General features: G+C 40.7%; 25 protein-coding genes and 3 pseudogenes. 3 read left to right on the top strand and 25 right to left on the bottom strand.

The features are described from left to right. Positions 1–94 precede the first annotated feature (94 nt). From AC1D69_RS00140 to AC1D69_RS00090, 11 genes are all read right to left on the bottom strand, one after another. Positions 95–1,015, bottom strand: a complete 921-nt coding sequence (locus AC1D69_RS00140; RefSeq protein ID WP_495454139.1) for a CvfB family protein — start codon at positions 1,013–1,015, stop codon at positions 95–97. Beyond that, positions 1,012–1,368: a ribosome silencing factor gene (gene rsfS / locus AC1D69_RS00135; RefSeq protein WP_495454138.1), complete on the bottom strand. Its 357-nt coding sequence runs from the start codon at positions 1,366–1,368 to the stop codon at positions 1,012–1,014. The genes AC1D69_RS00140 and rsfS overlap by 4 nt, the downstream gene beginning before the upstream one ends. Next, positions 1,365–1,943 (bottom strand): bis(5'-nucleosyl)-tetraphosphatase (symmetrical) YqeK, encoded by a 579-nt coding sequence (gene yqeK, locus AC1D69_RS00130; protein WP_495454137.1) that lies wholly within the window; start codon positions 1,941–1,943, stop codon positions 1,365–1,367. The genes rsfS and yqeK overlap by 4 nt, the downstream gene beginning before the upstream one ends. After that, positions 1,933–2,517 (bottom strand): nicotinate-nucleotide adenylyltransferase, encoded by a 585-nt coding sequence (locus AC1D69_RS00125; RefSeq protein WP_495454136.1) that lies wholly within the window; start codon positions 2,515–2,517, stop codon positions 1,933–1,935. The genes yqeK and AC1D69_RS00125 overlap by 11 nt, the downstream gene beginning before the upstream one ends. Positions 2,518–2,534: 17 nt before the next feature. After that, positions 2,535–2,825 (bottom strand): ribosome assembly RNA-binding protein YhbY, encoded by a 291-nt coding sequence (gene yhbY, locus AC1D69_RS00120; protein ID WP_495454135.1) that lies wholly within the window; start codon positions 2,823–2,825, stop codon positions 2,535–2,537. A 340-nt stretch (positions 2,826–3,165) separates the two neighbouring features. Beyond that, positions 3,166–4,035 carry a shikimate dehydrogenase gene (gene aroE, locus AC1D69_RS00115; RefSeq protein ID WP_495454134.1) on the bottom strand — a complete coding sequence of 290 codons (870 nt, stop codon included), beginning with the start codon at positions 4,033–4,035 and terminating at the stop codon, positions 3,166–3,168. Positions 4,036–4,113: 78 nt separating this feature from the next. After that, a complete protein-coding gene (gene yqeH / locus AC1D69_RS00110) occupies positions 4,114–5,241 on the bottom strand; it encodes a ribosome biogenesis GTPase YqeH (RefSeq protein ID WP_495454133.1) in 1,128 nt (375 codons plus the stop codon). Beyond that, on the bottom strand, positions 5,238–5,765 hold the full coding sequence (locus AC1D69_RS00105) for a YqeG family HAD IIIA-type phosphatase (protein WP_495454132.1): 528 nt from the start codon (positions 5,763–5,765) through the stop codon (positions 5,238–5,240). The genes yqeH and AC1D69_RS00105 overlap by 4 nt, the downstream gene beginning before the upstream one ends. A gap of 102 nt (positions 5,766–5,867) precedes the next feature. Next, a complete protein-coding gene (locus AC1D69_RS00100; protein WP_495454131.1) occupies positions 5,868–8,078 on the bottom strand; it encodes a DUF4129 domain-containing transglutaminase family protein in 2,211 nt (736 codons plus the stop codon). Beyond that, positions 8,075–9,319: a DUF58 domain-containing protein gene (locus AC1D69_RS00095; RefSeq protein ID WP_495454130.1), complete on the bottom strand. Its 1,245-nt coding sequence runs from the start codon at positions 9,317–9,319 to the stop codon at positions 8,075–8,077. The genes AC1D69_RS00100 and AC1D69_RS00095 overlap by 4 nt, the downstream gene beginning before the upstream one ends. Further along, positions 9,316–10,284, bottom strand: coding sequence for an AAA family ATPase (locus tag AC1D69_RS00090; RefSeq protein ID WP_495454129.1), 969 nt, complete (start codon positions 10,282–10,284; stop codon positions 9,316–9,318). Before AC1D69_RS00090 ends, AC1D69_RS00095 begins: the two co-directional genes overlap by 4 nt. A 463-nt stretch (positions 10,285–10,747) precedes the next feature. Between AC1D69_RS00090 and AC1D69_RS00085 the strand changes: the two genes are divergently transcribed. Further along, a complete protein-coding gene (locus tag AC1D69_RS00085) occupies positions 10,748–11,821 on the top strand; it encodes a M42 family metallopeptidase (RefSeq protein WP_495454128.1) in 1,074 nt (357 codons plus the stop codon). Between the two features lie 420 nt (positions 11,822–12,241). Here the strand turns inward: AC1D69_RS00085 and AC1D69_RS00080 are convergent, their stop codons facing one another. The 8 genes from AC1D69_RS00080 to AC1D69_RS00045 all read right to left on the bottom strand — a co-directional run bounded on the left by AC1D69_RS00080 (position 12,242) and on the right by AC1D69_RS00045 (position 20,913). Continuing rightward, complete coding sequence (locus tag AC1D69_RS00080) at positions 12,242–12,685, bottom strand: ATPase (protein WP_495454127.1); 444 nt, start codon at positions 12,683–12,685, stop codon at positions 12,242–12,244. Next, positions 12,678–12,866: a hypothetical protein gene (locus AC1D69_RS00075; protein ID WP_495454713.1), complete on the bottom strand. Its 189-nt coding sequence runs from the start codon at positions 12,864–12,866 to the stop codon at positions 12,678–12,680. The genes AC1D69_RS00080 and AC1D69_RS00075 overlap by 8 nt, the downstream gene beginning before the upstream one ends. A gap of 159 nt (positions 12,867–13,025) precedes the next feature. Beyond that, positions 13,026–16,196, bottom strand: a complete 3,171-nt coding sequence (locus AC1D69_RS00070; protein WP_495454126.1) for a coiled-coil domain-containing protein — start codon at positions 16,194–16,196, stop codon at positions 13,026–13,028. A 47-nt stretch (positions 16,197–16,243) separates the two neighbouring features. Further along, on the bottom strand, positions 16,244–16,903 hold the full coding sequence (locus AC1D69_RS00065) for a hypothetical protein (protein ID WP_495454712.1): 660 nt from the start codon (positions 16,901–16,903) through the stop codon (positions 16,244–16,246). 1 nt (position 16,904) lies between these two features. Continuing rightward, positions 16,905–18,380, bottom strand: coding sequence for a hypothetical protein (locus AC1D69_RS00060; protein WP_495454125.1), 1,476 nt, complete (start codon positions 18,378–18,380; stop codon positions 16,905–16,907). Next, positions 18,356–19,663 carry a DUF2399 domain-containing protein gene (locus AC1D69_RS00055; protein ID WP_495454124.1) on the bottom strand — a complete coding sequence of 436 codons (1,308 nt, stop codon included), beginning with the start codon at positions 19,661–19,663 and terminating at the stop codon, positions 18,356–18,358. The genes AC1D69_RS00060 and AC1D69_RS00055 overlap by 25 nt, the downstream gene beginning before the upstream one ends. 178 nt (positions 19,664–19,841) lie before the next feature. Next, positions 19,842–20,543, bottom strand: coding sequence for an RNA polymerase sporulation sigma factor SigK (gene sigK / locus AC1D69_RS00050; protein ID WP_495454123.1), 702 nt, complete (start codon positions 20,541–20,543; stop codon positions 19,842–19,844). A 229-nt stretch (positions 20,544–20,772) separates the two neighbouring features. Beyond that, the gene (locus AC1D69_RS00045; protein WP_495454122.1) at positions 20,773–20,913 is read right to left on the bottom strand and encodes a hypothetical protein; all 141 of its coding nucleotides are present in this window, start codon (positions 20,911–20,913) and stop codon (positions 20,773–20,775) included. A gap of 206 nt (positions 20,914–21,119) precedes the next feature. Here AC1D69_RS00045 and AC1D69_RS00040 point away from each other — a divergent pair. Further along, positions 21,120–22,213: pseudogene (locus AC1D69_RS00040) on the top strand (transposase). A gap of 130 nt (positions 22,214–22,343) precedes the next feature. Here the strand turns inward: AC1D69_RS00040 and AC1D69_RS00035 are convergent. The 3 genes from AC1D69_RS00035 to AC1D69_RS00025 form a co-directional block, all read right to left on the bottom strand. After that, positions 22,344–22,553 (bottom strand): helix-turn-helix transcriptional regulator, encoded by a 210-nt coding sequence (locus AC1D69_RS00035; RefSeq protein ID WP_495454121.1) that lies wholly within the window; start codon positions 22,551–22,553, stop codon positions 22,344–22,346. A 1-nt stretch (position 22,554) separates the two neighbouring features. Beyond that, the gene (locus AC1D69_RS00030; protein WP_495454120.1) at positions 22,555–22,881 is read right to left on the bottom strand and encodes a DUF6442 family protein; all 327 of its coding nucleotides are present in this window, start codon (positions 22,879–22,881) and stop codon (positions 22,555–22,557) included. A gap of 199 nt (positions 22,882–23,080) precedes the next feature. Then, positions 23,081–23,266: a hypothetical protein gene (locus AC1D69_RS00025; protein WP_495454119.1), complete on the bottom strand. Its 186-nt coding sequence runs from the start codon at positions 23,264–23,266 to the stop codon at positions 23,081–23,083. Positions 23,267–23,444: 178 nt separating this feature from the next. Here AC1D69_RS00025 and AC1D69_RS00020 point away from each other — a divergent pair, with 178 nt between their 5' ends. Continuing rightward, positions 23,445–23,606 carry a helix-turn-helix domain-containing protein gene (locus AC1D69_RS00020; RefSeq protein ID WP_495454711.1) on the top strand — a complete coding sequence of 54 codons (162 nt, stop codon included), beginning with the start codon at positions 23,445–23,447 and terminating at the stop codon, positions 23,604–23,606. Between the two features lie 465 nt (positions 23,607–24,071). On the opposite strand, the pseudogene AC1D69_RS00015 reads toward AC1D69_RS00020, so the two are convergent. From AC1D69_RS00015 to AC1D69_RS00005, 3 genes and pseudogenes are all read right to left on the bottom strand, one after another. After that, positions 24,072–24,209 (bottom strand): annotated as a pseudogene (locus AC1D69_RS00015) (RNA polymerase subunit sigma-70); the annotation flags it as partial. A gap of 160 nt (positions 24,210–24,369) precedes the next feature. Further along, the gene (locus tag AC1D69_RS00010; protein ID WP_495454118.1) at positions 24,370–25,869 is read right to left on the bottom strand and encodes an ABC transporter substrate-binding protein; all 1,500 of its coding nucleotides are present in this window, start codon (positions 25,867–25,869) and stop codon (positions 24,370–24,372) included. Positions 25,870–25,955: 86 nt separating this feature from the next. Beyond that, positions 25,956–26,237, bottom strand: a pseudogene (locus AC1D69_RS00005) (carbohydrate ABC transporter permease); the annotation flags it as partial.

Raw genomic sequence — 26,237 nt, 5'->3', positions numbered from 1 at the left:
GAATCCATTATAGAGGTTGTTCAAAAAGTCATCTTTTGATCACGAAGTACTCTTGGTGCTGAAAATCCGACTTTTTGAACACGTACTTATAGGATTAAGACTGTATATCTTCATTCGAATCCGATTCTGAATTCGATTCAGGATTCACTAAGTACGTCCAATTTTCTTTTTGCGTAATTAGGCCATCTTTCAGCAACTTACCTATAGCCCGTTTAAATGCAGATTTACTAATGCCGAATCGATCTTTAATGATATCCGGAGGAGTAGCATCGGAATAAGGCATTCCACCACCTGGACGATCCTTGAGGAATTCTAGCAAACGCTCTGCATCTAGATCTCTTCCAACCTCTTTCAATGGTGCCATGGAAAGATTGACTCTGCCATCTTCACGAATATGGCTAATACGTGCCTTCACTTCTTCGCCAAGACGAAGCATGCGAGTGCGTTCCGTAGCGTGAATTAGACCAATGACCCCGAATCCAACTACACCACCATCAACAAGCACAAATGTGCCCATTTGGAGCGATTTATACACGGTTGCAGTCACCCACTGATTCATCCATGAGGTAGGGGCAGCAAAAGTCAGTGTCTCTAACTCATACTCCCCAGCTAACTTGGCAAGTAGACGCCCTTGCTTATCATGTTCCATGGTAACAAACACAGAATCACCGACACGTGGATGTAGTTCTTTAATCTCAGGTAACTCGCGTATAGGAAGTAACAATTGACGACCAAGGCCCATTTCAAGGAAGCACCCTAGACGTGGATTGATATCAGCTACTACCAATTTGGCTATTCCACCCAGTGTCAACAGTGGCTTTTTCATCGTTGCAGCCAAGCGACTTTCGGTATCAAAGAAAATGAATACTTCTACGATATCACCTGGTTTTATTTCTTCTGTAATCTCCGTGTAATGAAGTAACACATCGAAATCATCCCCATATAGAAAGAATCCGTATGGAGACACTTCACGGGCCACTTCTAGTGAGACAACTGTACCCGCAACTAAACTCATACCATTTCCACTACCTTAGCATCAGACCATAATCTTTCAAGATTATAGAATTCACGCTCATCGCGGTGGAAGACATGAACAATAACGTCCCCTAAATCCATTAGTACCCAACGAGCAGCGTTCATACCTTCGATCCCACGAATTGTTGTACCTGCTTCCATAGCCGACTTACGAATTTCTGTAGCGATGGATTGCACTTGTACATCAGAGTTACCGTGACAAATCACAAAATAATCAGCAACCATTGAAACTCCTCTTAAATCCAGTGCAACGATGTTCATTGCCTTTTTATCTTGTGCACCAGTTACTGCCAAATCCAACAACTTCTCAGGACTAACAAACTTTTGATTCATGAATTCGCCTCCATTTGCTTTATTAAATCATTACGTGCTAATACTGTTAACGGATAAATAATTTGCGTACGTGACATCAAGACATGAATTGTAGAGTCTAATCCAGCAACTAGGCTTCCTTCTAAACTATGGTTGGCTAGTTCTCGAATATTATTCACACCCGGAAAGTCTCTACCCGGTTCAATATAATCGGCTAGACATACCACTTTGTCCAATAAAGTCATACCTATTCTGCCAGAAGTATGATAACGAATAGCATCTAATACTTCGATATCGTCTATTCCATAATCATGACTTGCTACATATGCACCTACTTCAGCATGCCATAGTTGTTTATTATATAATAACAAATCATCAGATAACTGATTGTCGGTTAGAATCGCTCTTAGCTTCTCTACGGGCCAATATTTAGCCACATCATGCAGAATCGCAGCTAAATCAGCTTTTACAGGATCTGCTCCATATTGTTCTGCCAACTTTACAGCTGTCTCCATAACGCCCTGTGTATGTTTCCAGCGCATCTCAGGCATCTGAGAGGATACAACTCTAATAAGATCATCACGGCTATATTCCATAGATCCCGCTCCTTAGTATATATTCATATACACGATCAGGCACCATATAACGGATGGAATGCCCGGTCTCTGCCCTCTCCCTAATCTCAGTTGAGGATATGTCTACAAGTGGCATGTCAGCTAACAAAACTTTATCCTGTAAGTAACATGGTAATGCACTCAGGTCTATAGGAGAACCTGGGCGCCCAACACCAATAAAGGTTATGATCTTCGACAAGTCTTCAATCCGATCCCATTTAGGTAAATAGTTAACCATATCCGCTCCAATAATAAAATAGAAGTCAACTCCTGGATGGATCTCATGAAGCTCTTCGATCGTATCTATGGTGTAGGATACACCGCCCCGTTTCACCTCGATATCCAGAGTTCGAAAGGAAGGATGGTCCTTAATTGCTTCGGTTACCATCGCTAGCCTCTCTTCACCCGTTGCTCCTGCCTTTTCTTTGTGAGGAGGAATATGACTTGGCATGAACCAGACTTCATCCAACTGATAAGAATCCCTTGCAGATTCTGCTGCGAGCAAGTGTCCGATATGAAGTGGATCAAAGGTCCCTCCCATGATACCTATCTTCATGCTGAATCCTCCCCTACTTATGGCAGTTGAATTTGTTTATTATCTTTTGATTCTTTATACAATACGATTACTTTTCCGATGACCTGAACTAATTCAGAACCAGACTCTTTAGCCAATTCGGCTCCGATTTCGTTCCGATCTTCAAGACATGTGTTAAGAACTGTTACTTTCATCAGTTCTCTCTTCTCAATAGCTTCTTCAATATGACGAATCAAATGATCGTTCGTTCCATTCTTACCCACTTGGAACACAGGATCTAAATGATGCGCTAATGAACGTAGATAACGTTTTTGTTTTCCGGTTAACATGTAATATCCAAACTCCTTCAATTCAATTAATTAATCTTTTGGTGGCTCAAAACATTTCTAGTGTTTGAAAACAAAGCTATAGCTGACCGCTACGGTGGCGGATTGTACTTACGATCGCTGTTGCCATCAGATTTCTTGATTGTATACCGCTTATAGCGGTAGAAATCAGAGGATAAGTATATGCTTTCGAAGTAGCTTTCCTATGGAAAGCTTGTAGGCGAACGCTAACGCTTCTTCAGTACAATTCCGCCACCTTCGCTACCCTCTATCATTAACACATTATTTTCAAGGACTAGTTAGATTTGGAGCCTATTTTCCTACTACTTACTACTCATTCAGTTCAGTTCTGAAGACTCTTCAAGACCGCAGTTCGCATACTCTCAATCGGTGCAGGCATTCCTGTCCAATACTCAAGGGCATAGGCACCTTGATTGACAAACATCCCGAGACCACCATGTATGATACAGCCTCTCTCCTGACTTTTCTTCAAAAGTTCAGTTGTGAGCGGATTATAGATTAGATCACTCACGATAATTCCTGCTGGTATTATCTCTGGATCAATAACCGATTGTGACACATGAGGATGCATCCCAATGGATGTTGTATTAATGACAACATCCATTGCAGGCATTAGGGAATGGACTTTGTCCATGGCGAGTGCGGTGATATTCACAATTGACTTCCATTCCTCTACCATCTGCAGGGCTTTATCTTCAGATCGATTTACAATCACTATATTCTTGGGTTCTTCCTGCGCAAGTGCGTAGACAATGCCCCGAGCGGCTCCACCTGCTCCTAAGACCATGATGGACTTGCCACGTAAATCAATTTGGGTCTCATCTTTCAGCGACCGGACATAACCAATCCCATCCGTATTGTATCCCGTAAGAATACCGTTCTCATTCACAATCGTATTTACAGCACCTATTCGGGCTGCGGATTCGTCGATTTGATCAATATAATTCATAACCTCAACTTTATGTGGAATGGTCACATTGATCCCTCTAAATCCAAGTTCTTTCATGCGAGTAATCGCACTGCCGAGATCCTCACGACTAACGTGTACAGGAACGTATTCACCCTCGATTCCAAGCTCAACTAAAGCAGCGTTATGCATCAATGGGGATTTAGAATGTGCGATAGGATCTCCTATGACCGCAAGATGCATCGTCATCTTGTTAGGTTGTGAAGGCAAGTCTCTCCATAACATACTCCCATTTCACCCGCTTTTATATTGATTTATCTAGATCATGCTTGGCCCAACCCTATTGCAAATTGGTGACTTTCACTATATCAAAGAAGGCCTAGATAGAACTTTTACACCACGTGGCACGTGAACTGCTATGATAGCACCCTGATCACTATTAATTTTGACCCATCCTAATCCTGAGATAAATATATCGGAATGAGCCCCTCTTTTAATACTGAATTCGTGTCTTGTCCACTCGGGAAGTTTCGTTAGGTTCTCCTTGTTAGGAGGTGAGAGCATCTCTCCTGCATGATCTGCATACAAAGAGTCTGCACGCTCTAACTTCGTACGGTGAATTCCAATCTGCGGACTAAGGAAGCAAGTGAATGATTGTCGCTCACCTTGTACGAAATCGAATCGAGCCATAGCCCCGAAGAATAACGTCTGTCCTTCGTTGAGTTGATACACCATTGGTTTAAGTGGATTCTCTGGCATGGTAGCTCCAAGATCCTCACGACTCACAAGCTCACTGAAACGCCAAGGGTATACGATTCCTGGTGTGTCAATAATGTGGTGACCATCATCAAGCGGTATATTAACCATATCCAGTGTAGTACCTGGATAGCGTGATGTCGTCAATTCCTGTTCAAGGTCACTGTAATCGCGGATGAGACGATTAATCAAGGTTGATTTGCCTACGTTTGTTGCACCCACAACATATACATCCCGGTCTCCACGGAACGTAGCGATGGTCTCAAGCAAACGATCAAATCCCTGATTTTTCTTGGCACTACATAATACGATTTCTTCCGTTTTCAGACCATTCTCTTTAGCCTGATGCTGAACCCAATTCTTAATCTTGTTCCAATTCGTAACTTTCGGAAGTAGATCAATCTTGTTTACCGCAAGAATAACAGGGTTATTCCCAACAAAGCGTTGTAATCCAGAAATCATACTTCCCTGGAAATCGAACAAATCTACAATATGAATAACAAGTGCATTCTTATTGCCGATCTGGCTCAACAGCTTCAAGAATTCATCTTGATCCACGGTAACAGATGAGGATTCATTGTAATTCTTAATACGGAAACAGCGCTGACAGATAATCCGTTCTTGTTCTAGCGCTTTGGATGGTACATATCCTGGTAAATCAGTTTGCTCCGTCTGCAATGTAATACCACATCCACTACAGTGCCTGGCTTCTTGCTCGCCAATTGTTTCTTTCATTCTTTGTGTTCCTCCTCAAGCCATAATCCTTTTTTGCGAAGATTTGTAAGCGCAATACGCTCCACTCTTCGATTGATTCTTGTTGTCCATCCTTCGTCCTGAATCGAGATGGGTAGCACTAATACTGTAAGTAGTCCGAGCCGATTCCCACCGAACACATCGGTCATCATTTGGTCGCCTACCATGATCGTCTCTGTATTCGAAAGTCCCATCATCTTCATAGCCTTTTTAAAAGGCTTAAGGGAAGGTTTGCGGGCTTCATGTACATATTGAATGTCCAATGGAGTAGCAAAAGAGGATACTCGCTCCAAATGGTTATTAGATACAATGATTAGTTGAAACCCTGTCTTTTTCACCAATTCAAACCAAGCAATTAATTCCGGATGGGCAAGCGGTGCTTTTGCACCTACAAGCGTATTGTCCAAATCCGTAATAATCCCTCGGTAACCCTTTGCATATAAATCTTCCAAGTCAATATCGAATACTGTATTCACCCGTAATTTAGGCATCAGCATTTCAAACAAGTCAAGTCACCTCAGTTTCATACGACAAACTATACCATAATATCATGAGTTATTACAAAAGAAACCGTCCCTTTTGCATAGGCAAAAAGGACGAGGGTATGGCTAAGTATTATTTTTCGCCCTAAGAGCGACTTTTAACTGTTCCGCAACCTTCTGAACTACATGCCATTCATCACTTGCAATTGCCTCTGGACTATACCGAGCTTTTTCAAAATGTTCCAGAAGGACGTCCAGAGATTCTCCTAGTGCTGGTACACTACTGTGCCATTTCGCCACGGACTCACGTAACGTCTCATTCTTCCCGCGAGTTAAGCCATGTCTGTGTACAGACCGCAACCAACGTTCCGTTTCCGCAACCACTTTCTCAGCAGGGGATAGTTCTTTTCCCATTCGAAGACGAAGCCACAAAAAGTGTAGTGAATGACGGGATTTCCATCCCTTATACCCCAACCACGAAAGAATCAAAAGGATTGATGCTACGGATATCCCTTTTATCCAAATAGATTTCACACCTTTATCTGTGGATTCAACTGGCGTCTTATCCTCATTCTCTTCTTTTTCTTGCGGATCTACCTCTTGAGTATTAGCAGTATTGTCCATTTCCTTAAGGAGTGGCATATCAAACCCTGGTGTTGCTTCAACTGGTACCCAACCATATGGGCCAAAATAAACTTCCACCCAAGAATGAGCATCGGCATTGGTCACGATATACGTTCCTGAATCAGACTGTCCCTGTTGCATCATGCGGAGATCGTCCAATTGAGGTTGTCGCCCTGGAGCATATCCTTTGACCCAACGAGCTGGAATATCTAGAGATCTTGCTAACATGACCATCGAAGTAGAGAAATAATCACAATATCCTTCACGTATTTCAAATAGAAAACTGTCTACGAAATCATCACTAATCTTACGAGAGACATCAGGCGTGTTGGTATATTCATATGTCTCTCCTAAATAGGTCTGCAATAAAGCGATTTTTTCAAGCGGTGTCTCGGCTGATTCTGTGACTTTAGCAGCTAATTCTCCAACTCGTTTGGGAAAACCTTTGGGAATCTGTAAATAATCTTTTTCGGTGAAATTGTCATATAAATCATCGAAAGATTTCATTCTTAATTCTTCTACGGGAATAATAGGAATCTCTGAAGTGACAAGATAGTTCTGTGGATACTTTTGCTCAGCATCCCAATGGAGTTCTGCCTGTGGGGCATTCCACTGAATGCCTTTCATATCCTTCTCACTGTTTAACGTCTGAACAGAAGACATCGCAAATGCTCCAAATAATACCGGATATTCTTTACCATCTGAGATCGTTATATGCTGTTGCACTTTCTCTGTCTGTATAATAGCGGACGACGATTCCCGTTCCAATTCTTCTTCTGCCGTCACATCATCCAGAGAGCTTTCTTTGCGAGTCTCATTCTTCCAGCCCGTACCTGAATAGACACTTCGTGTCTCTCCACGCCAATAATTACGCTGGGACGATTTAACTGTCATTACTAATGAATAGTCGAAGTCAAACCCAGCCCCGAGCTGATTATCTTCCATACTATATCCAGAAGTAGATGGCTGTGCATTAGCTATTTTAACTTCCACATGCTTACTATTTACATCGGTAGAATCGCTATTTCGCTCTGTCCATGCTGTGTATGGGTCCGTAAGTATAGGAGACACCTTCGGCATATTAACACCCAGTAAAAAGATTACAGCAAAAATCAGTACGATATGCGCTATCATCTCAAAAGGTGAACGAAGTAAATTTCTCCAACCTACAGGATATCTACTTTTAAAACGTTGAAAATGATGACTCACCAACCATCCCATCATAGCAAATACCATCCATGCAGCTTTATCCCAAAGTATGGTCTCTGTGAAGGAGTCGAGTATGGCCATTGCGATAACATTTAGACCCATAAATAGAAGGATCCAACGTTGACTTCTTATAAATTTAGCTATGAATAGACATAATATTGCTGCGCTAAATGCAAACCACACATAAGGCTGCATAGCAGATATAAAGTTATTCATCCCACTTTGTAGTTCTTCCGTCGGATTATATACCTTATAATCAATAAGTGTGGACCACAAGGTCAGTAATATCAATGCACATTCAATAATAAGGCGATACCCCCTCTTTAATGGGAGTAAAACTTCTATAACGATAATAATTACAATGGTTCTGCTGACTAAAGAAGTTGTCTCTTCAAACCATAATTCTTCCGTAAAGGATACCCATTGTTTGGCAACTATCCATATCCACAAGAAAGAGATTGAGGTTAACCAATCATATTTGAAAATAGCTTTACGCTTGGTCATACCGATCCCCTTCCTATTGCGTTAGGTAACTCCTCTAATGAGGAAACAGCACACCCACGAATACCACGTGCTCTTAGCACGGATGACCAATCCTTTGCGGGATTCCCATTTGTATGAAGAATGTGCACGTGAGATGGACTCATCCCACGCGTATCCGTCCATCGGAACAACTCCATCACAGTTTGTCCACTGGTTGGACTGACTAGAACAAAATAGGCGCCTCGTGGAAAGAGACTTGACGCCGATTCTAACATAGGTAGTAATTTGCCGACTCCATCAGCATTCAAATCTACTAAATGGTGTTGCATTTTCTGCCGCTCTAACGAGCTCTCCGATGGAGTAAACACTTGAGACCGACTTGCAAGAGTACATAACCCAATACCTATTCGTTCACGAATGCCGTATTCTAAGAGTGAAGATACCGTAGAAACAGCAAGTTCAAATTGTTCATCTGAACTATAATTCGCTTTTAAAGAATCCAGAACGATCATTGTTTTGGGAACCGATTCATGTTCGAATTCTTTGGACTTCCAAGTTCCAGTCCTCGCTGTCGCGTTCCAATGAATTCGTGTAATACGATCACCGTAAACATAATCACGAACCCCGTTAATTTGTGTCGTCTCTCTGCGTGAAGAAGATAATGCCGTCTGAGGCCCAGCGAAGCGAGAATGACGATCGAACAGTTCCCAATATGGAATAAAGACCTTTCGTGGAAGGACGATAAATTGCCCGGGAGCGTGAATTGCCCCTTTATGTTCCAATAATCCAAAAATATCCTCACTCACACATTCTGAATCCAAGAAATCATATCGACCACGTTCCAATTCGGGCGTTTTAAACACGAGTTGAGCCTTCCCACGGAAGCTAGGGATCACGCTCTCTTCAAAAGACCACGACTGACCATTATGTCTTTTCAATACTTCTCTTACGATAATATAAGGAAAAGGAAGAAACCCTGGAATATGAATATTGAGTTTCACATTGATCTTTTCTCCAGTATGAACTACATCCAATCGTTCATCATATAACGTGAGTTCACGTCTCCCCACTGCTCGGCTAACCCCACTATATCCACCAAGTAGCAAATACACTAATACTAAGCTACACATTGCGAACAGCATGGAAGATGTCTTTCCGCCTTGAAATAATAAATACATCAGACTGACTCCCCATACTAAAAGAACCGCCCACAATCTAGGCTTACGTAACCCTTTTCTAATGGACGTCAGAATAGCATTCATCCCCGATCGCCCGTCATCATGGTTACAGGTATCTTAACCTGTTGGATGATGTTCTGAAGAACAGATTCTGTATGCATACTTTCAAGACGTGATTCTGGACGGAGTAAAATCCGGTGGGATAAAATATATGGAGCTAGATTCTTAACATCGTCAGGAAGTACATAATCTCGATTATGAAGAAAAGCAAAAGCCTTACATGCCAACATAAAAGATAATGAGCCTCTGGGACTTGCACCAAGTAGAACGGCTTGATGTTCACGAGTTCTCCGAACTAATGCAAGCATATAATCAACAACTACATCACTCATATGTATATTCCGTATTTCTTGCTGTATCGTAGCAATGTGCTCCATGTCTGTGACAGACTCTAATCGATTCACAGGTTGTCCCATCTGATGTTGCAACAACAGACTTTTCTCAACCGAAGCCTCTGGATATCCAAGATTAATCTTCATCATAAACCGATCAAGCTGAGCTTCCGGAAGAATATATGTACCTTCGAAATCAATTGGATTCTGAGTGGCTATCATCATAAATGGATGGGGTAGATCATGTGTCTCTCCGTCCACGGTAACGTTACGCTCTTCCATAACTTCAAGCAATGCGGATTGAGACTTCGTCGTTGCTCGGTTAATCTCATCAACAAGTAATATGTTAGTCATTACTGGGCCAGGGCGGAAATAGAATTGTTGATCGCGAGGATGAAATATAGACACCCCTGTGATATCACTAGGTAGAATATCAGGATTACACTGAATACGACGATAATCGCCACTTATTGATTTAGCGAGAGCTTTAACTAATTGAGTCTTACCCGTTCCCGGCACATCTTCAATAAGAACATGTCCCCCCGCAAGAAGCGCAGTGAGTAATAATTGTATTTCTAGAGACTTCCCTAAGATACAAGATTCAAGATTAGATTGAAGATCATTAACGATTTGAATGGATTCTTTACGGATCGGCATAAGTTATTTAAATCCTCCTGTTTCTTACATTTATTACATTGTACATGATGCATAGTTTTAAGTATATTGGGCATAATTCCTAAATTGATCGTCATCTCATCTTAATGTAAGAATACAACGGTAAAAAAAGAAATCAAATGAAACGTAATAACTGTACATGACAGATGAGCGACTTCGACTTTATAACGATGTCGCTCACAGAATTTTTCTTAAACCTCATTTAAAAAAGCCAAATCAAAATAATGATCAACAAAATAAACAACACATAAATCAGAATACGTTTCCTCAACGTCAAGTTCATGATATGTGCCCCCTTCTCAATAGCTACTACAGAACATTCACCCATTGACATGTTATGCCTATCAAGCATGAAAAGTGCAAGGTCAATTCTAATGTGGACAATCGACAAGACAAAGTTCATACTTATCAATGAAAATCACACATGAAAAGGAGTTTTCTTTCAATGAATCAAAAAACGATGGAATTGTTCCGCCAACTTACTGAGTTTCCAGCTGCATCAGGATTTGAAAGAGAATTGCGTGCATGGGTCAAAGATGCCATGTCATCATATACGGAAGAGTTTGTACAAGACCGACTAGGAAGTCTCTTTGGTGTTGTTCGGGGAGATGAGAATGGTCCTAAGGTAATGGTTGCTGGGCATTTCGATGAGGTTGGATTTATGGTAACAGGGATTACCCCTACAGGTATGATTCGTTTTCAACCTCTTGGAGGATGGTGGAGTCAGGCCGTACTTTCACAACGCCTTCGGATTATCACAGAAAATGGGCCTATTATTGGCGTAGTTGGTTCCACTCCAACTCATCTATTAGATGAAGCACAACGTAGTAAACCAGTCGACATCAAGTCTATGTATCTGGATATTGGTGCTGACAACCAAGAAGAAGCTGAATCTTTCGGTATTCATCCCGGACAGCAGATCGTACCGATCTGTGATTTCACACCTCTTGCTAATCCTAAGAAAATTATGGCGAAGGCATGGGATAATCGCTACGGTCTAGGTCTTGCCATTGAAGCTCTAGAAGCACTACACAAAGAGAAACTTCCAAATACATTGTACATCGGTGCAACGGTTCAAGAAGAACTAGGATTAAGAGGTGCTCGCACAGCAGCTAACCTTATCCAACCAGACATTTTCTTTGCCTTAGATGCTAGTGCAGCCAACGATATGACTGGTGACAAACAGGCATTCGGACATATTGGTAATGGTGCATTATTACGTATATTTGACCCAACTATGCTAACCCATCGTGGACTGGTAGAGTATGTTCAAGATACAGCAGACACACATAAAATTAAATACCAGTACTTTGTATCTCCTGGTGGCACAGATGCAGGTCAAGTTCATCTTAGTGGGATCGGTGTTCCTTCAACAGTGATTGGGATCTGTTCTCGCTACATCCATACATCGTCTTCCATCATACATACAGACGATTATGAAGCTGCTAAGGAGCTCTTGATTACCTTAGTAAAAGGCTTAGACCGTACGACGTTGAATACAATTCTTGAACGAAGTTAAGAACTGGGCCGTTTAGATAATAGGACCCTTGTTATTGTGATTGAATGCTGGCTGAGTTCTCGAGTTTCATTAACGGGAAATCTTCCTGTTAAATTAAGCCTATTCTCTTCAAATGGCTTCTTATCGATGAATTAGATGGAAGTAATCCAGCTAACTCTTCTACTATGCCGTATGCAAGTTACATTAGCTGGAGGATTTCCTGTTAATTATTTTTTTGGCACATCATTCAGCACTTAAGAACATATACATTTTATCCGTCGTAAGCCTAATCGCTTTCGGCGGATTTTTTTCAATGAAAGAGTGACTGGACAAGTTCGGTTGATAACTTTCAATAACTTTAATCAGACCAAACAAAAGCTTGCGAACACGATATGATGTAAAAAAGTAAACCAATTGCGATCACTCCCGATTCGAATTGGTTTACTTTTTTGTTTTGTTCCTGATCTGTAATTGTCTATCAATCATTTGTACCCATTCAGGCATGTGATGACCACCATTGTTCACACGCGTAGCAACACGTTCAATATTAAGTCGAACATCCCCTAATCCTACGTAAAACATAATGATTTCAAAGCCTTGTTGCTTTGCGTCTCGCATCTGTCGAATAACGTTACCACCCGCTAAAGTAGTTTCCACAGTGAAATCCCACTTATTTCGGATACATTCTCTGGCTATTCTTATGGCTGCCTTTCCAGCAGATACTTTACTCTTTTCAGGATGTTGAGTATCAATTTTGCGAGCTAGTGCATCCGGATCAATATTCACACTTACCCCAAGTCGGTCAACAATCAAATTGCGGATTGTGCTCTTACTACTTCCATTATTACCAGCAAACACAAACATGGTTGCAACGGTCTCAGTCATGGTTAAGTTCCTGTTCATTCATTTCCTTGATCTCACCTGTGCAATATTCTTTAACAATCTTCCCCTCAGTTGTTTTATATACGACATACGTCCCATTAGCTTTAGCTTTAGCTTTAGCTTCCAATTTCGCACGATCACCCGTTAATCGAATCAATTTAGCAAGTTCCTGCGTAAGATTCATCATTTATTAAACACCTCATTTTTTATTATAGCTTGAGTATACTACAGCACATTACATTTTATATTAGCTTAAGTCTGTATACATCATAAACCCAATTAGCCCGTAAGAATGAACAGTGCATATTTCACTACAACAGGCTAATTCATTTCTACCACTTCATCATATATGTTTCATAATTAACCCCATCACTTTACTCTGTGGTACAGTAGGATCATGTTGCACAATGTACGCTTTCGAGAATCGATCTAGATAAGAGTTCTCATGCGACTTTGGTGACAGAATAATCAATTTACGTTGTAATTCACCAGCATAAAGATCAAATACTTTTAATTTCCTCTGCTCATCTAACGCGCTATCAAATTCATCCATAACTATAAATCCAGGTGATGTTTGTAGATTCTGCAATAAAGCCAGAGCAAACAGTAGTGAACTGAGCGATTCTTCGCCTCCAGAAACACCCTTGCCAACTCTTCCTCCCCGAGCCTTCACACTAACATCCTCTAATGATCCTCGATGCCCTTCCTTTCGAGCCTTAATGAATAAATGGAAAAGCACTCGACCTCGACGATCTTCTTGCCGACTCCAATCGATCTGTCCCTCGAATTGAAAAATGCTCATGTAGTTCTTAAAACGTTGTTGAATTTCAAGGACTCGCATATTGATTGTCGTCTCTAGCTGATCCTTCAAATTCTCAGCTCGTTCTTGGTTCTCTTCAAATAATAAGCTTGTCCTTTTAAATTCATCCTTCAATCGATGAACCTCTTCTTTTATTACTTTATAATTCTCAGATGCTGCAGGATCAATTCCCGACTCATTTCTAGCGCTGTTAAATATTACTTTTCCAGACTCATGCTCTTGGCGGAGCTTTGAAAGCGATTGTTGTTTCTTGGTATTATTAGGCTCATGTTCAAACTCATTTGTCACCTCATCATAAATAAACCGTGCAATCCGTTTGAAATTTTCAATTTCTTCGGTTACTGTAAGTAGATTTACTTTAGATGTATCAAGTGACTCTTTTGTATCTTTGTTTTGATTATCAATTTGACTAAGAGTACGCATAGCTTTTTGAATTTCGTCTTCAGTATCCGAAAGACTGCGTTTTTGTCGACGTTCATCTCCATCTATTTGTTCAGCCAGCTCTTCCAATGTATCATTTTGCTGCTTCAACGCGTCCTGCTGTAAGGTTAAGTAGTTGTGCTGATGAGTCTTCCGTTGTAACATTTCAAACTGTTCCTTCTGCTGACCTAATCTCACATAAAAGTCTGCTTCACGTTGTAGTATAACTTGTATATGCTCCAATCTGATCCGTTTCTCAATGAACTTTATGTGCGTAGTCTTAAGTTCCTGACTATGCTCCTTCTGTTCCTGAAGATGCTGTATCTCTACTTCATACTTCAGGATCCGGCCTTCACGTTCATGTTTCATTGTTAGAAAGGCTTCCGATTCACGTACAGATTGGATAATGGCATGTAGTTCTTGCATAGTTAACGTATTATTCTTAATCGAGTCATCGAAATTCGCAAGTAAAGTACTCAATTCGCTTATTTTCTTTTGAATCTCCTCTTTACGTTTCTGCATAGCTTTCTGGCTTAATATATAACTCCTCTTCTCTTGTGCACCTCGAATCCCCATTGAGTCGATAAGCATATCATTCTCTATTCTTGTCTCACCTGCTAGAAAAAATTGTTCAACCCACCATAAAGCCTTGACCGCATGTGGGAATACATCATCTTCTATTCCATTCTTCACACGAATTTGGAGTGTCTGAATTTCAGTAACAGAACGATCTGGTATTATACTTCGTAAAGGCACATGATACAGATCATTAGGGGCTTGTACATGCGTGCCATCAAAAAATATCGCATACTTTATCGTCTCAAACTGCTCCTCCGCTGTAAGTCGAGCTGACTCATTTAATTCAAGTAATTCATTTAATGCATAGGCACGCACACCCCTCACTTTAAACAAAGATAGTGTTTCCTTTTGACGAGTTGACCATAATTGATTGTGCTCAAGCATCTGTTCCTCATCGGATAACTCCTCTAGTAGTTTATTCTTATCTTTTTGTTCCTGCATGGAATGTTGAATGGAATGATCTAAGCGGTTAATTTCCATCTGTACATCATGACTGCTGTGATATTGCCGTAACCGTTCTTGGTGCATATGATCCAAGCCTTTATCCTGTTGAATCAGCGCCTTCAAGTAAGAACTTGAATCTATTAATTGGGCTATAACATCATCAGTTTCTTGAAGACTAGCTTCCGCCTTCTCAATCTCGATATTCGATTCGTTGAGCTGCTTATTTATTGCTGATAATTGTTGATGTACCTCTTCTTCAGTATTTGTAATTCTAGATTTTTCTTGACTAAGTTCCTTTAGCTGAACATCTAATTCACCAATTATTATTGAAGTTTCTTCAATTTCCTTTTTCACAGTAGCTAATTGCTCCTGCAATAAAGTGATTCTCGTATCAAGCTGTTCTTTTTCTTCTTGTATTTGCTTTATTTCAATATTCAATCGATCGCCTTGCTTTTGCAATGTCACCAGTCTATCACTTGCGATATCATGATCCACGAGCAATTGTTCTTCCTTGGCTACTAGATGTATTTGTTCTTGTTTGTAGTTAATTTCTAATTTCAGCAAAGCTCCAGCGTACAGCTTCCCGCCTTCTATAAGACGTTTACGATTATCTTCATACCGGTCTAGCGCTGATCGTGCCATCCCGAGATATTGCTTTTTATTTTCTACATTTAGTTCAGCCGTTCTTAAACTCTCCTGCACATCCTTTAACTGCTCCATACTTTCTTCCCAGTTACGTTGTACCTGATCTATACCATGCATTTCAGCAAAAATACGAAACCGCTCCTGCGGATCCATAACAGCAAACTGATTTACCTCCTGCTGGTACCAAATCAAATAGAACAAATCTGGATCAATTTTATATTTGTACTGGAGATCCTTCTTGTAGGTGGTGAAATTGTATTGCCGATCACCCGATGTATATTTAATTGTTTCATCCCACTGTTCTGGATCATCCCCTGAATGGATGATAAATTCCTTCTTAGTCGGTTGTCCAGGTTCCTGTAGGATATAAACTGCAAATTCAATATAAGTAGGGGCATCAATACGCATACGTCCCTCATTCTTAAACTGAAGTCGAATATGCGCCTTCCACGTCTCATTCGGAAGGAGATTACGGGATTTCAGACCTTCTAAATCAACCTTGGAAGAATATAGAACACTTCCCATACAATATGTTACAGTAGATTTCCCTGCTCCATTGGGACCAGTTATCAGTATATGCGAATCTTTTCCTGACAAATCCATCATAGTAGGCTGATAATCTCTGATTCCAGTAAACCACATTTTCCAAGGTATCATTCTATTTTACCAGTTCCTTCCTGATACAAATTATATCGTTTGAAGAATTTCAGTACTTCTTCTTTATTTAATTGATTGGATTGACTAAATTCAACAGTACGCCGCAAAAATGAATCCGAGAACATATTTACACCAATTGCAGTGACTGCATAAGCCTTCTCATTTGAATTAGTATCATATTCTTCAAGTGCACCGATTTTTTTCAGTTGGTCTATATTCAGGTTCAAACGTTGATTTGCCTTCGTTGTCTCATGTCCAAGGGCATTTAACAGCTGATCAAATAATGTGAACTCATGCTGTAAAACTTCTTGTTGGTAAAACATAAACAGAAGAATCGCTAAACTTTCTTTAGACAATGTACTACGTGCAGCTTTAGCAGGAACTCTCATCATGACGACGATTTGATCCTTTTTCTCATCATAGATCACTTTAAAGTACCGACTTACTGCTTGATTAACCCGCTTCAGAAAAGAATCGAACTTCTCATGATCATCAGAGATCTTTAATTGCTTCTCCACCTCACGCCTGGATAATCCGAAATTGCCCACACGTATTGTTGCAGAGGATGAAAATAAGAGATTCATAAAAACGATCTCTTCGACTTCGGTTAACATTCCTTTGATAGATTGCATGATATTAAGAGGATTTACATTCATTTCATCCGTCACGCTCATCATCACTCCTCTCATGCATATTTTCTGTGGCCCTATTCTTGATAGTGCGATTTTTTTTATTCTTAACCACTTGATTCATATCATAACGATCCATCCAATCCCATTCCTTGTCATAGAGAGAGGTTTGTACTTTTAAATCATCCGTAGCTTCCTCCAATGTTAGCTTCTTACTGCCTACCAACGCAGATACCGCAGTAAGAGCATTAATCGCATCCCCCCATGCCGTAGAAGTTGCTTCAATCATTACGGTCTCTATAGGAGCAGCCTCCACTTCCTTCATGAATACTTCAATCACTTCTGTTTCAATCATCGATTTAGTAAGCAACCATTGCGAATCTCCCATCATATCTTCTAGTTGAGCTATATAAATTTCCTCATTTTCATATTCGATTTCCTGAACATCTTCTTGCATTGAGTCAACAATTGGCTCATAGTTTTCCAGATATTCTATGGCCTCACCAATTGCTTCTCCTGATAGAGGCGCAGCGAATTTAACCGGAATCCATATACCATCCATGGACTCACCCTCGTATTCATTTTGCTCCATAAAACTCATAATTTGATGAGCATTAGGAATGTCAGATTCTTGAGGTGGATCATACATTTGTGTAATAAAGATCCTTACTTTTTCTGGATTTATCGAGGACAATAGCATCGTTTGCTTCATCATTGTAAATTTAAGATATTTTTTGATCATTCCCATGCTCAAATTCGTCCCATCTGCAAGCGCAGAGGTTCCCAATTGCATTAAATTACTGAGTACCAGACTGTCCTCTAACGTATGAAATTGACGGAAACGCTCCGATAGTTTAATTTCTAATTCCTGCATCAACTGATGTATGATCTCTAGTTGAGGTAACGCATTACGGTCAGCTAACATCTCTAATTCTCGTTCTTTCATCAATTGAATTGCATTCTCAACATTGCGGATCATACTAGCAATTTTATTACCACCGGAAATGCCATGATCGTCATATGCTTCGCTAAGCTCAGCATCCCGTCTAGCTTGGAATAACGATCTGCCAATTTCATCATGCATATAATAGGCTAATGAATCATTTGCAAGACGTATGAGCGTATCCATCATCCGTTTACCTACATCACGCATTTTTAGCTGTCTTGTTTGTTTGGATATCCAGTTATACTTCACAAGAACATTTACAATTTGTTCGACCTTTTTCCTACTTGGTGGTTCAAGGTCATCAAAACGGTTACGATAACGAAAATATAGCGTATCTGCATTTTCAATCGGTTCATCGAGTCCCAAAGCTTCTTCATTAATCAATTGAATAATCCGAAGAAATCGTAAAATTTCGATAGGTGTCTGAAGGAAATTTTGTGAGTTGAGATCATTAAGAACCCCAGATAACAATGCAATGTCCCTTAATGCCTGATACATTTCCGGTTTGGATTCGTTGGTTTGAAATATTGAAATTAATGGTTGATCCAGTTTCTCCAATCATCTGCCTCCCCTAACACGATCTCTTGTTCTGATTTCGTATCTTGTAGTAACCTCTCCATGCTCTGTTGGTACTCCGACCAATTGGTTATTATCGAGTGATCCAGACAGATCCATTTATGCCTTACAGCGTGTCCCATGAGCGTTTGAAACATCTCTCCTGCAATTTGCAGTCCAGCTTCATCATAATCGCTCCAAAAAATCGTTTGGTCGACACTACTATTCAGCAACAATTGTCTGATGAAATGTTTATGCGCACTTCGAAGATGACCATCTACACAAACAATCAATGAATTTGTCTCCTGTAAGAAATGAGGTTCTGCTGACATCCGAGTCAAAATGGCTCGATTCTCAACTAACCAAAGTATTGTTGCCCTAGTTGAATAATGGTCTTGTGCAACCGAAATATTTGTTAAGGCATGTACGGGGCCTGCTCGAAAATTCGACCATGTTCCTTCCAGCCCCCCAGCAAAATAGATTGGCGTAATTTGTCCACCACTAATCATCCCTAACGTTTCCAGCGACTGACCACTTATCGTCTCCAAAATGTTAAGAAACTCAATCTTATACGCATCAAATGCCTTAGAGCCTCCAATACCCGGATAATAATGTGCGCCAATTTCTTTCCAATCAAATATCTCTTTGCTACTAGAAATCAAGAGAAATGCTAATAAAAAGTTTAAACCGTTGATTCGATTAGATATACTCCAATTCGCTGGGAAAATATACTGATCCTCTAGATCATTAGGGATCCATTGTAAACTACCTGACAAGTATAATGCCAAATCTTCCAACTGAAGTAATCGTTCGTCATGTAAATACGTGATTTCTTCCATTTTCTGCGTAGCCTTCGACTGATATTGCGTAAATTGATTTAAAAAATCCACATGCTCATCCGTTTGCTTATTTAATAAATATACATATAATAAATAGCCCATGCGGTACTGAATTCGTTCTACAGATTTCCCATCACGTTTAAAACGAACTTCTTTCAAAATCCATCCTTTTTGAAGCCAATCAAAAGTTTGTTGATTATCGTTTAATGAGGCACGTTTTCCCACTGTCCAGCGTAAAAGTTGCTGATCCGGAAGGTCTTTAACAATTAAGGAAAACTCTTTAGCAACTGTAATGATCCCTACTCTTCTTATCGTACGTGCTGTTCTTTTTACAATATCTATATCTATAAGTGAAGCTTCACCTATTGTCCTTGGCAGCTCAAGCTGCTCATCTTTTTTCAAAAGAGATTGGCTAATAAACAAAATCAGATCTTCGAAATTTTGCACTGAAGCCTCCTACACTAAATGTCATTTTGTATTTTTCAAGCTACTTGTACAGTATACAAGAAAGCAAGAATCCCTACGATGATATCCTACGTTTGTTTATGTTGCAGAAACAAAAATAGCCAGTAAGATTGAGACATTAGTATCTCTTCCCTACTGGCTATTATCCTACGTTTTCAAGTTACCGCTTTGCCTTATAGAACTCATGATATAACTTCATCAGTGCTCTCTTCTCAATACGGGACACATAACTCCGGCTAATTCCTAACTCCTTCGCGATTTCCCGTTGAGTCCGTTCCTCTCCGCCCTGTTCCAGTCCGAATCGACCTTTGATGACTTCCTGTTCCCGGGGGTCCAAAATATCCAAGTTACGATAAATTTTACTCTTTTCAATCTTCAACTGAACCAAGTCAGCCACATCATCTGCTTCACTACCTAATATATCGATAAGTGTAATTTCATTACCTTCTTTATCCGTACCAATGGGATCATGGAGAGATACATCTTTACGTGTTTTTTTAAGTGACCGGAGATGCATCAGAATTTCATTCTCTATACACCGTGCTGCAAAAGTCGCTAATTTCGTACCTTTGTTCGGTTGATAACTTTCAATAGCTTTAATCAGACCAATCGTACCAATAGAGATCAGATCTTCGAGATCTTCTCCTGTGTTGTCAAACTTCTTGACGATGTGCGCCACCAGGCGCAAGTTATGTTCAATAAGCATATTACGCGCGTAGCCGTCTCCTTCGGCCATCAACTTTAAGTACTTGCTCTCATCCTTCTCAGATAGTGGCTGGGGAAAAGCATTATTCTTAACGTACGAGACTAGGAGCGATAGTTCTTTGATAAATAAAGCAATGACGCTAATCAGTCCGGACAAAGATGACACCTCCTACTGAATACAACAAACTACTTCGTTAACGATCATTTTATTCTATGAGGGCAGATGCCTATCTGTGCATGTACGGTGTAAATATCTATCTTGGAAAAGCAAAAACGGCCAGTTCATGTTGAATTCTGACCGTTACATTTCGTAAAAGTAATTATTCACTTTTGTAAATGTTGTTCGATGACTTCCACCCACGCTGGGATAGAATCTATCCTATATTTTATCTTATTGCAATCCGCTTCTTACAGAATGTACACAGATAGAGTGCGACATCCTGCGCGATCATAACGGTAACCATACGATAATTCAATCCACGCATCACATAGAGTGCGACCAAATTCAATAATAAGCGTGTATCCAAGGGCGATCTTCAGCTGTTGATAATATACATCAGGCTAGCTATACATTACTTGTTGGATCTTTCTTTTTTATTATTTGAATTAATTTCATAAATCCAAAGCCTTACTGTGCTTAAGTTTTTAGAACATGAAAAAAGGAGTACCTCCCCAAATCTCGAAGTGTTTAGTACCCCTACCAAACACCGAGAGAGAGAAGGTTGAACTCCCAATGTATAGTATTCGACAAGAAAGTTTGTTTTCCTTGGAGGATTTACTGGAAATGTCCCCCAAAGATACGTACGGTTATCTCTTTGAGACGCTAGATATTAATCCATTCTTACGCGTTGTTTCAAAGAAGGCATTTCTAGGGGCACCAACACAACTCAACTATGCAGCTATGCTACACTCGCTGTTCATTCGGATCGTCGAACGTATCCCAACGATTAAAGATCTAAGAAAGCGCCTGAATAGAAGTATTGAATTTAGTACGGACTGTGGGTTTACCGGTTCCGATCGAATTCCAAGTGAAGCTTCATATACGCGGCTAATCCAAAAGCTTCAAAAATCCCAAGTTCTTCAGCAGTCCAATGAAAAATTAGTTCAACAAGCCTTTCAAGAAGGGTTTATTGATGCATCCGAGGTCGCCATGGATGCCACTCATATTGAAGCTAGAGATCGCCAACCGGATAAGAAGAAAGACGAACCGAACCAACTAGTAACTGAACCTCCCAAGAAAAAACGTGGTCTCAAATCTAAGGATGAGCGAGAGCAATGGCTAAAGGAACAGTTAGAACTTGAAGAGAATCGTCCCTTGTTCGAGAAGAAGGGATTTACAAACAGGTGGAGAAAATGGGAGCCAGAGCACTCATGGATTACAACCGTCGTAACGAACAACAAGATAAAGATGTGGACAAGTATTTTCGTCCGGTATGTAAAGAGGGTCATTCTTATCGATACGACAGCTATGACACGAGATACAAAACCAACAAATACACGCAACCCAAAGAGTGCAAAGAGTGCAAAGAGTGTCCTTTTAACGATGGAGAATGCCAGAAGGTCTTCAAGAAAAGGATTGATGATCATCCAAGAAGATACACCGTTCCTGCTCGGGGTAGTGACCGTTATTATGAACTGTATAAGAAAAGAACCGCAGTCGAACGAGTAAATGCCTATCTAAAAGAATACTTTCAACTGAACAACCTTCGTCATTGTGGAGCATTGGCCAAAGTCGATTTTGAACTAGCTTGTCTGACGTATAACGCTTGTAAACTTACCGTTGACCGTTTGAACCAAAGTATTAAAGCAAATAAATTAACTGCGTAGCCCTATTTTAAAAAAATGAGGGTGTTAATATTCGGTTAATCTAATTAATGAGAGAACGATTTATGAAATTGATTCACTTAAATATATTTGAAATTTTATTTGTTAACTTATAGTGATAAATATATATTTGTTAATCAAAATAAAACAGTTCTTCAAATTTTTTATCCAACGCAATACAAAAAATCAAAGCCAATTTTGCAGTAGGATTAAACTGCCCCGTTTCAATAGAACTTATTGTATTTCTTGAAACGCCCACCATTTCTGCCAATTGTGCTTGAGATAATTTTTGTTCTGTTCTTGCTTCACGCAGTTTATTTTTTAAAACCAATTGTTCACTCATACTAATTACTCATCCCATTAATGTAAATACATAAAAAAGAAACACTTATAATAAATCCTAAAATGAATTTAAATAAATCCATTTTCTTCTTAGTGATATAATACATCCCAAGACCTTCACAGCCCAGATATCCAAAAAACATGGCTAACATAGCTTTTAATGCGAAATTAGTTTCCTGGCGATGATTATACAAATTAAAAATACCCAGTATGCAAAATATAATCAACATACCAATGAATCCGCTTTTTCTGCCTTTTTCAAAAACAAATTCCTTTCCTTCGTCTCTATTTTCTTTTCTGCTTTTTTCTAATATCTCTTCCTTTTCCATAAAAATTCTCCTCTCAGATCGATAATGATTTTGACAATAAAACTTGTCAAAATCATTATAGCATGACAAGTTTTATTGTCAACGTGTTTCGCAAAGTTTTCTGTGCAAAATCAAAGATAAGTATCATTCTGCCGGTTTTCAAATCCCAATTGTTGAACGAACCGACTTCTTTTGTGCGGAGCTGGCCTGCTCTCTATTTTCACTTACATGCCGAGTATAGACTAGACCTGTACCTAATTGCGCAAGGAAAGTTACTTATATCATCAATAACATCTTCAAACCGTGAGGAAAAAGGAAGTTCTTCCTCAAATACTCCGGCGGCAGCAAGTTCTATCATTTCTTCAATATCAGTACCACTTTGTAAATATTCAGTGGTAGGCTCCATTTTTCTTGGATAAAGGCACGATCTCATTAATCTGAGATTACATATTTGACCGGCGACATTTCCGCCAAATTCTTTTTTAACAAAGTAGAACCCGGCATAAATGCTGCTGAGTAATTTTTCAATTGCAACATGACAATGTAGTTACCGAAAAGGGGGGCATCATGGACGTTTATTCACTATCCGTGAGGTCATCGATATTCTACAGCTTTCGTACACAACGGTTTATGGCATATGCCATAACGGACAGCTATCAAGTTGTAAAGTTGGGGGCAGTCTCAGAATCCCCCAAGAGTCACTACGCAACTTCATTCTCAATACCACTACAGGTGGACAGTACTAATGGAAGACATAAAAAGTCATTAAATACATCACGACATTTCAATCCCTTGTCCTTGTGAAGTATATACCGTCCAGCAGTATTTTTATCCGTGTTTGTCCCGTCATAAACATGGAGTAAACAAGCGGAGAATAAATAACATCAATGGAACACCAAACAAAAGATACTCAGTTTTTTGATGCAGATTCCATCGCTATTGTGAGCGAAATCCGTTCTACCCACAAATCAGGCCAAAAGCTAGGTGTGCTTCGCCCTAAAATCTTTTCGGAAATTCAGTAAGAGACATTCGTGGCAATTTTGGTGGATTAATCGAAATTGCCACGTTATATGTTTAAAGCAAAAGCTCCCTTATACTGGGCGCTCTCCTTATATTATTCAACAAAAATCTTCTCACCACGATACCCCACTTTGGTCACCAAACCTTGATTTTTAATCATTACGTTTGACGTTGGTTCGTGTTCACAACGTCTTGACGATGTGCGCCACCAACCGCAAGTTATGTTCAATAAGCATATTACGTGCGTAGCTGTCTCCTTCGGCCATCAACTTTAAGTACTTGCTCTCATCCTTCTCAGATAGTGGCTGGGGAAAAGCATTATTCTTAACGTCTCATAGCAACACTAATCCTTTCTTCAAGAATCTGAAGGTTATTTCCCAAAATAAGCGTGGACATGGGGATAAAAATATCGGAACCTTATGCCAGAAACCCCGAACGGCAGAAGAGTTCACCGTTCGGGGTTTGGGGATACCCACCCGCGTTTAAGGCTTATTTGAAATAGTTATCGATTTGTTCTTGAGCTGCTTTCATAATCGTATCCATGCCGGCTGCTTTCAATTCCGCAACGACCTTCGGTACCATTACCTCCGGATCGGAAGCACCATTAATCAGTTCATAGCGATATTTGTCCCATACGGCCTTCGTATTGGCTATCTCCGTGGTCAGTTTGGAGATGTCCAAGGCAAAGCCCAGGCTGGTTGAGGAGATTGCTTGATCGTTCAGCTTGCGAACCTGATCCCACTGATCTTCCGGAGCGCCTTTCGTAACGGCCATGTTGAAGAACGTACCTTGGGTATAGGCGGCCAGCGGCCACGTATCCGATTTGCGCTCGATGACCTTTTCGTCGCTCACGTTGTCATAGTCGACGCCCAACTGGCCGAAGGCCAGCATATTGCGTAGCTTCGGATCGGTGTTGACCAGTTGCAAATATTTCAGAGCTTCCTCTTTATACTCGGAGTTGGCGGAGATTGCGTTCAAGGAGCCTTGAATCGTGCTTGTCGTGTAAATCGGGCCAAAGATTTGGAACATGTCGTACTTCTGAACACCTTCCGTAACTTGCCAGTTTATTTCCGCGCCAGGGAATGCTTGAGCGCTAAAGAACGGGCGGGCTTTGTCCGCTTCGGTTTTGGTCGGTGCATCCGGGTTGATGATTCCGTCTTTGTACCATTGATGTAGAAGATTCAAGCCCTCCATGATATCGGGTTGTTCCAGAACGGAGACGACTTTGTGGGAAGCGTCGTCGACCTTGACGCCCATGGGTGCCAAACCGCCCGTCATATCGTCGTATCCATTGAAGAATCCGTTAAATCCTTCGCCCTGGGTGAGCCTCAGCGGATAAAAGCTTTTGCCCTCGCCAGCCTTCATATCATGGAACGGTTTGTCGAGGTCTTTCAACGTCTTGATACTGTTTATGTCTATACTGTACTTCTGCACATACGTATCGTCGAACACCCAGTATTGGGTCAAGGACGAGTCTTTATAAGTAGGCACGGAGTAGATTTTTCCATCAATGTTCGTTCCGTCCCAGACCTTCTGGGGGATGAATTTGTAAAGGTTGGGCGATTCGCTTTGCATCAAGTCGGTAATGTCGGCAAATGCACCCATCGTAACTTGCTGGTTGTACTTGCTGCTGTTCGTAAACATGATGTCGAAAGCCTCGCCAGTGTTCACAATCGTATTGATCTTCGTATCCCAGTCTCCCCAGCCTGCTACCTTAATGTCGATCTTCACGCCAATCTTCTCGGCCGTGTAGTCATTCATTTGCTCGATGGCTTTGTCGAAATTGCCGGGAACTTGACCGCCGATCGTCCACCATACCAACGTAGGCACATTGCCGGAATCGGCAGGCTTGCTCGTATCCGTCTGGGCCGGCTTATTGCTGGAAGGTACGGGCGTCGAGCCGGAATTTGAAGATCCGCAGGCCACAAGGCCGGAGGTCAGGAGTGCCGCAGTAGTGATGGCGAGCAGTTGCTTCTTCATCTTTTTCATAAATATATCCCCCTATAGTAATGTATTCCACCATCTGCATCGCGCGGTGAATATAATAAACCCAGCGAATCAGGTCTATTTTTAGATCATCCTTTAACGGCGCCCACCGTCAAACCAGATATAAAATATTTCTGGAAGAACGGGTAGGCAGCGGCCACAGGCAGGACAATGATGATGGCCACGGCCATGCGGGCAGATTCCTTAGGCATAGTGGCAACAAGTGTCGCATAACTGATACCCATAGTGGAAGCGTTCTTCGCCAGCGCATCCACATTGCTCATTAAACTGTTCAGTAAAGCCTGCAAAGAATACAGGTCCTGATTGTTGATATACAGCATGGATTGGAACCAATCGTTCCAGTAACCAAA

This window comes from Paenibacillus sp. Y301 (assembly GCF_059445505.1).
The sequence above is the reverse complement of the archived record's forward strand: the minus strand, read 5'-3'. Positions and strand labels throughout refer to the sequence as shown.